Below are 11344 nucleotides of genomic sequence, written 5' to 3'. Positions count from 1 at the left end.
ATACTTCTCTCACAGCAACATCGTGTTTGGGCTCGCCGTATTCTTTTCACATGGGTTGGCGCGGGAGGAATAATAACGTTAGGCTACATGGCATGGTGGATTGGGCCTTACAAACTTTATGAGATGATGCAGTTGCCGATGACTCGTGGCTTTCTCCTCGTACTAGCAACTTTTAGCTTAGCAATGATAGTTGTCGATAAGTCCTTTCGCACTCGTTTTCTTAAAGCACGCTGGCGGTACGTTGTTATCTGTTGGTTACTAATTATTACCGTATCACTTGTTACCTCCATATTTTTGGCTGGTAGCGTAGAGCCATTCCTGTCAGCTTTAGCAGTGGTTGCCGGTTTCGTTGCGGTGCTCTTTATATTCGGCGGAGTTATAGCCCTCTTAGCAACCGCCCTCTGGTATGGCTGTCTTAAGGGAAGTGTAATCATGTTGCAGGTAGTGGCGGCTGGACTTCGGCATATCAAATAACTTGTGGCGACGATACTATTATCTCAAAGTTACGTCTCAGTTCTAGCTATCTACGCAAGAAGGTCAAATATTAGACAGAAGGTTCTGTCTATTGTACAGCTTGCTCTACCAAAGCAATAATTACCCCCTGTTTTGAAGCTATGTTATCAAGGCAGGGGGTTGTGTTATTATTAATCCGCATCATCACATGATAAAAGGTTACTCAGGGTACATATTGACAATTCTGCCCGGTTATCTTAAGATATAATCTGATATATCGGGTATGCACCTGCCGCCGAGGTGGTAATCATGTTTAACCGGCATAATTTTTTTTTCCGGGCCACGACCGGAAAGACCATTCCGCAGAGGCTTTTTCAAGTACATCATCCTGCACTACCTGAAAGATAAGCCCGGCTATGGCTACGAAATTATCCGGGCGCTGGAAAAACGCTTTCACGGTTTCTATGTGCCGAGTCCGGGCATCGTCTACCCTACGCTGCAAATGCTTGAGGAAATGGGGCACGTCACGGCTACGGAACAGGACGGCAAAAAAATCTACACCATCACCGATGAGGGCCGCCAGTCCCTTGACGAGCAGGGTGAACTCGAAGAAAAAATAGAGAGCCATGTCAGGAACTGGTGGAACCAGGAAAACACCGAAGACATCGGCGAGACAATGCGTGAATTTGACCGGCTGGCCAAGCTGGTCAGCAGTAAAGCCCGTGAGGTAGACGCCGAAACGCTGCGGCGTATCCGGAAGGTCCTTTCCGGCGCCTATGAAGACATCCTGAAAGACCAGCGTTAAACTAACAGCAGACCCCGGGCAAAGGGGACTGCGAAGAGAAACAGAATTCTTCAAGAACAGTCGGACGTGATGTGAAGTGAGAATCCTGCTAAGACTAATGGGCTTTGCCCAAAAATACTGGGGATTATTGCTGCTGGCTTTTATTTGCCTGGTAGCCACCACCGCCTTCAGTCTGGTTATACCCCGTATGCTTGGCGACGGCATTGACACTGTGCTCAGCTCAGGGCAACGCAGTTTCCTTGTCCTGGCCGCCGCCATTGTTATTGGCGCCAGTATCTTAAGAGGTCTTTCCGCCTACGGCAACACCTATTTCAGTGAGGTTGTCTCCCAGAGAACCGCCTACGATATCAGAAACGCCCTTTATGACCGGCTACAGCGATTGAGCTTTGCCTATCACGATCAGAGCCAGACGGGACAACTGATGTCACGCGCCACCGCTGATGTTGAAGCAATACGCCGGTTCTTCGGCAGGGGCCTGCTGGGTATCATCCAGACGCTATTGCTTTTTATCGGTATCGCTTTCATCCTGATATCACTGGACTGGAAGCTGGGGCTGCTAACTCTGGCCTTCGCCCCCGCGGTGGGCTGGCGCGCCACCGTCGTCAGTAACCGTCTGCGCCCTATCTGGCTTAAAATTCAACAACTGATGGGGGAACTGGGTACTATACTGGAAGAGAACCTGACCGGAGTCAGAATCGTCAAAGCTTTCTCTCACCAGGCAGAAGAGAGCCAGAAGTTCGCCGCCGGGGCAACCATTCTCTACGATGAGGAAATTAACGCTACCCGTCAGATGGCTTTCAATATGCCTCTGATGGTATTTCTGATGACCCTGCCCACAGCCCTTGTCCTCTGGTACGGCGGACGTCAGGTGGTCGCCGGTAACCTGACCTTAGGTGACCTCACCCAGTTTATCCTTTACCTGGGTATGCTGTTAATGCCCATCCGTCGTCTGGGTTTCATGGCTAACATGCTCTCACGCACTATTTCAGCCGGACAGCGCATCCTGGAAATACTGGACACCGAATCAGCCGTACAGGAAAGACCAAATGCCATCGAGTTAAATACGGTCAGAGGACAGGTCTCCTTTGAGAATGTCAGTTTCAGCTATGATTCGGCGGGCCCGGCACTGGAAAACATCAGCTTCAGCGTGCAGCCGGGAGAGCTGGTCGCCTTGCTCGGAGGTTCAGGCAGCGGGAAGAGCAGCATCGCCCATCTTATTCCCCGGTTCTATGACGTCAGCAGCGGCCGAATTACCATTGACGGCGTTGACATCCGTGACCTGACTTTAGCCTCACTACGCCGTAACGTGGGCATAGTACAGCAGGACGTCTTTCTATTTTCAGCGACCATCAGGGATAACATCGCCTACGGTCTGGTAAAAGCCGATACGGCACAAATAGAGGCGGCCGCCAAAGCTGCTTACCTGCACGATTTCATCACAACCCTTCCTGACGGCTATGAGACCTGGGTGGGAGAAAGAGGCATCACACTCTCCGGGGGTGAAAAACAGCGCCTGGCTATCGCCCGTACCCTGCTGATAAATCCGGGTATCCTTATCCTTGATGACTCCACTTCCAGTGTGGATGCGGAGACGGAACGCCTTATCCGCCGTGCCCTGGATAAGCTCATTAAGGGACGGACCACCTTTGTCATTACCCACCGCCTGCCCATCATCAAGAACGCTGACCTGATCCTGGTGCTCCAGGACGGGCAGATAGTGGAACATGGAAAACACGGCGAGCTTATGGCCAGGAATGGCATTTATCAGCAGACTTATCAATCCCAGCTGGCATCGGTCCAGTAGTCTGATTAAGCCTGTAATACAATAGATTGGCTGAGTTGGTTTGAAGAAGGAGTAATAATCACTTGTTGGGGCGCATTGGGCCATACGAATTCATACTTATAGCTTCGATATTATTTTATCATTGCTGCAGTGTCATATTTAATTTTACGAGACGCACGCAAAAGAGGGATATCAGATTTTGCCTCTGTCATATTTGTTCTCTTAGTGATATTCATATTCCCCCTTGGTTTAATCCTGTATTTTACATACGCTCTGGGGAAAAGAGCCGGACATAAGGAGTAAAAAGTATGTATCACGGTGGCGGGGGTGGTTACGGTGGCGGATTCCACCTCCACGGCGCTTTTGACGAAGATGAAATGCTGGGCAAGGTATATGACAGCCGGATAGTAGGCCGGATGTACCGGTACCTGCGCCCGGTCAAGACATGGCTGGCTCTGGGAGCCGGCGGCATGCTGCTGCGTACCCTGGCGCAACTGGCGACGCCCTACCTTATCGTCATTGCTACCGGCCGTTTTATACAGACCAAAGACCTGGCCGGACTCAACATCATCGTTATCCTCTTTATCGGTGCGACTCTACTCGCCTGGGCAGGTCAATATATGCAGACCCTGTTTTTGTCCTATGCCGGGGAATCAATCCTCTTGAGAATGCGCACGGAGATGTTTGACCACCTGCAAAAGCTCTCACTGAGCTTCTTCGACCGTAACCAGGTGGGTAAACTGATGTCCCGCGTGCAGAATGACGTGCAGCAGCTACAGGAACTGGTCACCAATGGCGTCCTCAATATCATAACCAGCGCCCTGACCCTGGTGGGGATTGCCGTCATCATGATTCTGCTGAACGCACGCCTCGCCCTCCTCACCCTTACCGTAGTACCGGCGCTGGCCATAGTTACCCTTATCTGGCAGAAGTACGCCCGCCGCGCTTTCATCAGGGTGAGACAGGCGATTGCCACCGTCAATGCTCAGCTTCAAGAAGGCATATCCGGGGTACGGGTCACCCAGAGCCTCTCCCGTGAGGGCGTAAACTTTGAGCGGTTTGACAATGTAAACAGGGCACACCTTGATGCCAACGTTGATGCCGCCAGACTCGAAGCACTGATGATGCCTGCCGTGCAGGTACTGACGGCCATTGCCTTCAGCCTGATCCTTGTTTTCGGCGGCTACCAGGTGCTGGACGGAACGATGGGCGCCGAGATTATCATCGGGTTTTTGCTCTACATCCAGCGCTTCTTTGACCCGATACTGGAACTAACGACGCAGTATACCGAACTGCAGCGCTCCATGGCTTCCGGAGCGCGTATCTTCGAACTGCTTGACGTCAAACCTGAAATTGAAGATAACCCCCGGGCAATGGTGATGCCGCCGGTAAAAGGGGAAGTCCGTTTCCAGGGAGTCAGCTTCAGCTATCAGCCCGGCATCGAGGTGCTCCATGATATTGACTTAGCCGTCAAACCCGGTGAGATGGTAGCCATTGCCGGGCGGACCGGGGCCGGTAAAAGCAGCCTGATGAACCTTGTCCTCCGTTTCTATGAAGCCGAAAAAGGGGATGTGACCATAGACGGCTACAACGTCAATGCCGTCACCCAGCAATCATTAAGACAGCAGATTGGCATCGTACCCCAGGACCCTTTTCTGTTCTCCGGCAGTATCGAGGACAATATCAAATACGGGCGCATGGAGGCCACTCATGACGAAGTTATCAATGCCGCTAAAACCGTGGGCGCCCACAGCTTCATCACCCACCTCAAGCACGGTTATGACACTCTGGTCGGGGAGAGGGGTGGTAATCTCAGCGCCGGGCAACGCCAGTTTGTCTGCCTGGCGCGGGCAGTACTGGCCGACCCTCCCATTATTATACTGGATGAAGCCACTTCCAGTGTCGATACCAATGCCGAGCGTCTGATGCAGGAATCCTTCCGCCGCCTGATGCAGGGACGTACCTGCCTCGTAATCGCCCACCGGTTGTCCACTGTAACCAATGCCGACCGTATTATCGTCCTGGAACGGGGCAGAATCACCGAGATGGGCTCTCACCGGGAGCTACTGGCCAAAGAGGGCCTTTACGCTAACATGTTCAAGGCACTGAGCACCGCAGACTGATAACTGCATAAACCCGTATTAAAGCGACGACCGCAGCCAAGGATTATCTCTGGGCTTTACCGTATTGGTTATGCTCGCATTTGGTTTTCCCCGTGTCATTGCGAGGAGCGGAGCGACGTGGCAATCTCCAGACAGAAAGAAGAAAGAGATTGCTTCGCCCTCGGGACTTCGGCGTGAGCTCAGTCGAACGCTGAACTCGGGCTGAAGCCTTCCGCCTGCGGCGGAAGGGTCTCGCAATGACAGTACCAACCAAAACCAAGGAAAACACTCTTACTCCTCTCTTTAAGCATTTCTGTCCGTATAGTATAATTAATACAGGGTAGTTTAAGTATCATGGAACCAGCGGAGGACTTTCATGGGTGATATCAAGAGCGCCTTTGAGATTGCCATGGAGAAAGTAGAGAAACTCGGCGATGCCTCTGAAGAGGAACGCCTGAGGTGGAAATATGTCCCTGAAGGAGAACAACTGGGCGCCAGGTATCTCAAGGAAGACTGCAACCTTTTAGCTGAGCTTGGCCGATACCCTGACAAAACGAGAAAGTACGTTATTGAGGGCGCCGCTGAGGTACTGATCAGAAATATCGGTCTGCCCAGGAACGAGGTGGCTAAAAAGACCAACAAGAGGGCTATGGATGGGCTGAAGATGCTGAAGAATAATAAAGGGGGCATGGAGAATGTGTTTAGCGGGATAAGGAACATATTCAACCACTATGCCGAACAGGGTGAAGGGCAACGCAAACAAGCCTACGCATCGCTGAAGGCTGATTTTGAAGCCAAAATCCGGCAGGCAATGCAGCAGCAACCGGGCTCATTTCTCGGAGCTAAAATCGATGTGGAAAAACAGCCCCAGTTTCAACAGCAGTGGCGTGCCGTCCTGACACGACTGGACTCACAATATCTCAACCACCTTAATGAATATAAAAAAGAGCTGGCGGCGATACAGTAAACCGTGATGAATGAATTAACAGACTTTATTGATAAAGTATACCGTGAGCCTTATTCCCTGTTCCGCAATAACTGCATCCACAAATCGTTGAAGATAAGAGCCAGGGCGGAGGAACTGGGCGAGAGGGTTGATTTAATCTGCTGCCTGTCAATGGTGCCGGTGAGGAATTGGCACAACCTGCGCATCATTAAGTTCCATGTTTACACCGAGATTAATGGCCGGAAGGTAGACGTATCCCTTGACCCGGAGCACGAGGCAAAATACTGTAAGAACAGCCAGAAGAAGCCGATTATGCCGGTCAACGTTTCCCGGCTGAAGAGGAAAATCGGCAAGTATCTCAATCCGGCAACTTATCAACGGGTTCTCAAAGGAAGCTTGAAAAAGGTTGATTAATGAGTACTTATGACGAAAGGATTAAATACGCCGTCAAGCACACCGAGATATTAAGAGCGCCAAAGCAGAGCCTGTATACCTTTGGCACGACTATTATCCGGTACTATATAGTTACGGAACCGGCCTACTCTGAGCTGATAGAAGATGTCACCGAGACCGTCGTCAGAGAAGGCAGGGTGATTGCGGAAAGACCCAAGATCGTGACACCTCACTACCTCTTCAATCTTGAGGGGTTCAGCACGGAAGCCAGAAGCTACCTTGAAGCACTAATCACGGAACACGGGGCAGCCCCTGCCGGGCTGTTATACAGCTACAAAAATGAGCCTGAAGGACTCAATATCATCTCTGATGACTGGCGGGCGGTGGTGGACAGGATAAACGCCGATATTGATAAACGGGGTGACCCTCTGGCGGCAATCATCAAGGGTGAAGATGAACTCTGGGACGTATCGCTGATGAAGTTCATCTGTGAAGTGACCGGAAGCTCGGTTGAGGACAATCTGCGGCAAATGAGCAGCCGGGGGCTGCTTAAAGTAGATTCAGCCGGTATCCCGGCTGATGCCAGGTTAAGGATTGAAGAACTCTTCAAGATGGTTACCGGGGGTGGTCGTGAGCCCGTTGAGTTAAAGGATGAGCTTGACCGCTGGGGCCTTTTCGAGGAATACCAGGACAGGTTCTTCAACCTTTTCCGGAAGAGATAACATTGACCAGGAGTTCAGGTTATGAAAATTTCGGTAATTGACGCCAGAGACCTCTCCGAGGCATGGTTTCTCTGTCTCGGCAAAACCCTGACTGAAGGGCGTGAATACCGGATTGAACGGGGAAGCTATAGCGGTCAGCGCCGTAAGGAGCTTGACTTTATCGTTGTCCAGATTAGAAACCCGGGGAGCAGACCCTTAATCCCTGATGTCCCACCGGGGATACCCTGCCCCACTTCTATGGACTACATCGAAAGTTATTTGCCGTACCTGATGACCGCCCACAGAGCCGAAGGGGAACAGTATACCTACGGGCAGTACCTGGAAAAACAGATTGCCGAGGTAATCAAGATGTACCGGGAGGACGGCTATAATACCAACCAGGCGTTTATGGCCGTGGGTAATGAGCAATCAATATACCTTACCGACCCTCCCTGCTTGAGAGCGATAGACACCAGGGTTAACGAGGGTAAGCTGCATTTCCTGGTCTATTTCCGCTCCTGGGACCTGTGGGCAGGCTTTCCCTCAAACCTGGCCGCTATCCAGCTGCTCAAGGAATACATGGCCAGTGAAATAGGAGTTAAGGACGGAGAACTGATCGCCTCAAGTAAAGGGCTGCATCTTTACGAGTATTCCTGGGACCTGGCCAGGGCTACGGCGCGGATAAGCTGAAACCGACAGAAAACAATCCGTTAATTCGAGGTGTGAAATCACCCTGCCTTCCTTCTCTACTTCATTCTCTACTTCATCATCTGAATGTAAAATGAAACTGAAGATATTTGTTGGACTGATAGTGGTCTTTTTGCTGGCGGGCGGTTGTGCTCCAGGCCGGGACTTTGATACCCGCCTGGATTCAATCGTAAAACCGGACGTCTTCAGCCTTGCCCAGTGGCAGTCAATGGCGCTCATCCGTGAATTAAGTCAAAACACTCCCGAGAGTCCGGAGAATACCGGCCGGGAAATAGAGATGATTACCGAATACTTCTCCGCTACCGGGCGCATTAAGGCGTTAAAAGCAGCCATAGACGCCACCAGTACCGGTAACGCAGAGCACGATGCGAGCTCGCTTGAAGTCGAACTAAACGCTCTGCAGGCACGGAAAGAAGCTCTTAAGGACGGCGTGGAAAGAATAATAGAGCGGCAGATAGCGGAAGCTATGGCCGGGCAAGGCATCTTCAACCCGGTAACGGCAGCGGAGTTTACCTTCCCGCCGGTGAACTTTAAGCTTGAGGAACTGCCGTATCTGCTGGTCATTTCACCCAGGGAGCGGATAGAGTCGATTCGAGAAATTACCCTCAAGCCGGGCCTCACCCTGGAAGAGATAGAGAATATTGAAGCCAGGGCTGATGAACTGGAGATCTCCTCGCTGGTGATGGGGATTGGCGGTCTGGGAGTAACCTACCCTACCCTGGTTACCAGTGATGCCGGCTTACGGTTCACCCTGGAAGCGGTGGCCGAGGAGTGGCTGCATCAATATCTCGCCTTCAAACCACTGGGATTTCTCTATCTTCTCGATTTAACCGGCCTGTCCCCAAATTACGAGATTGCCATCATGAACGAGACCACCGCCGGTATGGTCAGTAAAGAGATTGGCGCCATCGTCTATCAGAAATACTACTCGGAATATGAACAGGACGCTGGCCGGAAGCCGGTAGCGGAGATAAATTCTGATTTTAACCTCGAGATGAGAGAAATAAGAAAAACTGTTGATGATTATCTATCGCGGGGAGAAGTTGAACAGGCTGAGGATTTCATGGAACAAAAACGGCAATACCTGTCTTCATTGGGCTATCACATCAGGAAGCTAAACCAGGCTTACTTCGCTTTTCACGGCGCTTACGGTGACAGCCCGACCTCAATCAGCCCAATTGGACTCGAGTTACGGCAATTAAGAAGCCAGAGCGCCTCACTGAAGGATTTTCTCAATACGGCAGCGGCCTTGACCAGCCGCCAGAAGCTGAAAGACAGCCTGCAACAAACAGCACAGTGATGAAGCGCCAGACTGAATCAGGTACGGGTTACGCCCGATAGACGCAACCCGTACCCTTTCAAATCTCCAAATATTAAGTTATATCCTCAAGCCAAAAGCTAACAGCTTGTCCTGACAGAACTTTAATACCCCTCTACCCAGGCTCTACAATCAAAGTCCGGTCTCCCTGAGTAACTTATCTGGATCAGGCCGAAACACAACAAACACTAAGTCCCGGGTAGAACGAAGAAAGCTGCCGTAGTGGTATTAGCTCTTCCCGATACGGAACATCTTCGTGCCACAGGTAGGGCATACACCCTGAGTTGCTGGTTTACCATTTTTCATGGTTATGCTCTTGGCGTCTTTCATTTCCCTTTTCGCACGACACTTTACACAATAGGCTTGCATAGTCCACCTCCTTTGAGTGATAAGACAGGATAAACTATTCCTGAGTGTAATGTCAATAGGCACGAACAAATTTTAGCCATTTTTTACTCGTGAAAGAAGATAAACCGTTTCTTTCAGTTGACTTCTCACGGGTTTTTGCGTAGAATTCACCTGAAATCAGCGGGTGTAACTCAGCGGTAGAGTGCTTGCTTCCCAAGCAAGACGTCGAGGGTTCGAATCCCTTCACCCGCTCCAGGTAATCTAAAATTCTGCTCGACAACGGGAACCGCCGACTTACTAATCCTTTTTCAGTCCGGCGATGTTATATATAGTGTCCATATCAAGACTGCTGCGTACCAGATCAGCAAGCTTATTGTACTCATCCCGTTTCGGCTCCCCGTCATTACTGAAGCTGAGACGCTGTCCTTTGGCTCCGACGATTTGACTCAGTATAGCCCGCCTCAGCTCTTCGTTGCCGAACAATCCGTGAATATATGTACCCAGCACCTGCCCGCCGGAATCCAGGTATCCATCCGGTATCTCACAGGGTTTACCCGAACGCTGGCGGAGACAGAAGACGCTTCCGTCTTCGTCACCTTCCGTCCTGCCCATATGAATCTCGTAACCCTCAAAGGTGATACCCCGGGTACCGGCGAGCAGTCCCCGGTGTGACACCACTTCACCCTTTACCTGGTGGGTCTCTTTAGTCGGCAAAAAGGTGGTGGTTATGGGTAGAAGCCCCAGGCCCTGCCGCCGAAGGACCGTTGACTCTACCTGGTCGGGGTCGTCAATATACCGCCCCAGCATCTGATAGCCTCCGCAGATACCGATGACAAAGGCCCCCTGCCGGTAAAGCTCGGTTATGCGGGCAGCCAGCCCGTTTTCTCTCAGCCAGTCCAGGTCAGCAACCGTAGTCTTGCTGCCCGGCAGAATAATCAGGTCCGGGTTGCCCAAGTCTTTCACCGAATTTACGTACCTTAACCTGATACCATTCTCTTTAGCCAGAGGGTCGAAATCATCAAAGTTGGAGATATGAGGCATTCTGATGACAGCGATATCTACCTGGAAAGTCGCTTGCACGGGTCGGGACTGCTCAAGAGCTACCGAATCCTCCGGGGCCACGGAAATATCACGGAAGTAGGGTATCACCCCGGTTACAGGGAGACCGGACTTCTCTTCCAGAAATCTTATTCCAGGCTCAAGCAGCGTCAGGTCTCCCCGGAACTTGTTTATCACCAGGCCCTTGACCAGTCCCAGTTCTTCCGGGGGAAGGAGCCACAGAGTACCCAGCAGTGAAGCGAAGACGCCGCCACAGTCAATATCTCCTACCAGCAATACCGGAGACTGGCAGTACTTCGCCAGGCGCATGTTCACTATCTCATCTTTGGCCAGGTTTATTTCCGCCGGACTGCCCGCGCCTTCGATAACCACAATCTGGTACCGGGAACGGAGTTTATCCAGCGCCTGAGTCACCACCGGCCATAATTCGGATTTCAGGTTATAGTATTTTGAGGCGGTGGTGGACTTCCAGGGCTTACCATTTACCACCACCTGAGAACGGCTATTACCTTCCGGCTTGAGCAGGACGGGGTTCATCTCCACCGAAGGGGCAATACCGGCGGCTTCCGCTTGCGCCGCCTGGGCTCTACCAATCTCCCCGCCATCAGGGGTGACAAAGGAATTCAGAGACATGTTCTGGGCCTTGAAAGGGGCTACACTGAAACCATCGTCCCTGAAAATGCGGCAAAGAGCCGTCGCCAGCACGCTCTTGCCGACATTGGAAGCCG

At 51.5% G+C, this 11344-nt stretch carries 11 protein-coding genes and 1 tRNA gene; 10 read left to right on the top strand and 2 right to left on the bottom strand.

The genetic code is table 11. From position 1 onward, the window contains the following. The 9 genes from Q8Q07_06085 to Q8Q07_06045 all read left to right on the top strand — a co-directional run. Positions 1–474 (top strand): hypothetical protein (locus Q8Q07_06085; protein ID MDP3879855.1); only part of this gene is annotated, 474 nt, incomplete at its 5' end. Positions 475–850: 376 nt separating this feature from the next. After that, the gene (locus tag Q8Q07_06080; GenBank protein ID MDP3879854.1) at positions 851–1258 is read left to right on the top strand and encodes a PadR family transcriptional regulator; all 408 of its coding nucleotides are present in this window, start codon (positions 851–853) and stop codon (positions 1256–1258) included. A gap of 76 nt (positions 1259–1334) precedes the next feature. After that, on the top strand, positions 1335–3062 hold the full coding sequence (locus Q8Q07_06075; protein MDP3879853.1) for an ABC transporter ATP-binding protein: 1728 nt from the start codon (positions 1335–1337) through the stop codon (positions 3060–3062). 287 nt (positions 3063–3349) lie between these two features. Further along, positions 3350–5164 (top strand): ABC transporter ATP-binding protein, encoded by a 1815-nt coding sequence (locus Q8Q07_06070; GenBank protein MDP3879852.1) that lies wholly within the window; start codon positions 3350–3352, stop codon positions 5162–5164. A gap of 355 nt (positions 5165–5519) precedes the next feature. Beyond that, positions 5520–6110, top strand: coding sequence for a hypothetical protein (locus Q8Q07_06065; protein MDP3879851.1), 591 nt, complete (start codon positions 5520–5522; stop codon positions 6108–6110). 6 nt (positions 6111–6116) lie between these two features. Then, positions 6117–6503 carry a hypothetical protein gene (locus Q8Q07_06060; GenBank protein ID MDP3879850.1) on the top strand — a complete coding sequence of 129 codons (387 nt, stop codon included), beginning with the start codon at positions 6117–6119 and terminating at the stop codon, positions 6501–6503. Then, complete coding sequence (locus Q8Q07_06055) at positions 6503–7204, top strand: hypothetical protein (protein ID MDP3879849.1); 702 nt, start codon at positions 6503–6505, stop codon at positions 7202–7204. The genes Q8Q07_06060 and Q8Q07_06055 overlap by 1 nt, the downstream gene beginning before the upstream one ends. Positions 7205–7225: 21 nt before the next feature. After that, complete coding sequence (locus Q8Q07_06050) at positions 7226–7873, top strand: thymidylate synthase (protein MDP3879848.1); 648 nt, start codon at positions 7226–7228, stop codon at positions 7871–7873. Between the two features lie 91 nt (positions 7874–7964). Then, complete coding sequence (locus tag Q8Q07_06045; GenBank protein MDP3879847.1) at positions 7965–9191, top strand: hypothetical protein; 1227 nt, start codon at positions 7965–7967, stop codon at positions 9189–9191. A 246-nt stretch (positions 9192–9437) separates the two neighbouring features. Here Q8Q07_06045 and Q8Q07_06040 read toward each other — a convergent pair whose 3' ends face one another. Next, positions 9438–9578 (bottom strand): DUF5679 domain-containing protein, encoded by a 141-nt coding sequence (locus Q8Q07_06040; GenBank protein ID MDP3879846.1) that lies wholly within the window; start codon positions 9576–9578, stop codon positions 9438–9440. Positions 9579–9737: 159 nt separating this feature from the next. Between Q8Q07_06040 and Q8Q07_06035 the strand changes: the two genes are divergently transcribed. After that, positions 9738–9812: transfer RNA gene (locus Q8Q07_06035), tRNA-Gly, on the top strand. A 42-nt stretch (positions 9813–9854) separates the two neighbouring features. Here Q8Q07_06035 and Q8Q07_06030 read toward each other — a convergent pair. Next, positions 9855–11344: cobyric acid synthase (locus Q8Q07_06030; GenBank protein MDP3879845.1), on the bottom strand; the 1490-nt coding region annotated here is incomplete at its 5' end.

Source organism: Dehalococcoidales bacterium (assembly GCA_030698765.1).
Taxonomy (GTDB): Bacteria; Chloroflexota; Dehalococcoidia; order Dehalococcoidales; family UBA2162; genus JAUYMF01.
This window is presented reverse-complemented; position numbering and strand designations above follow the sequence as displayed.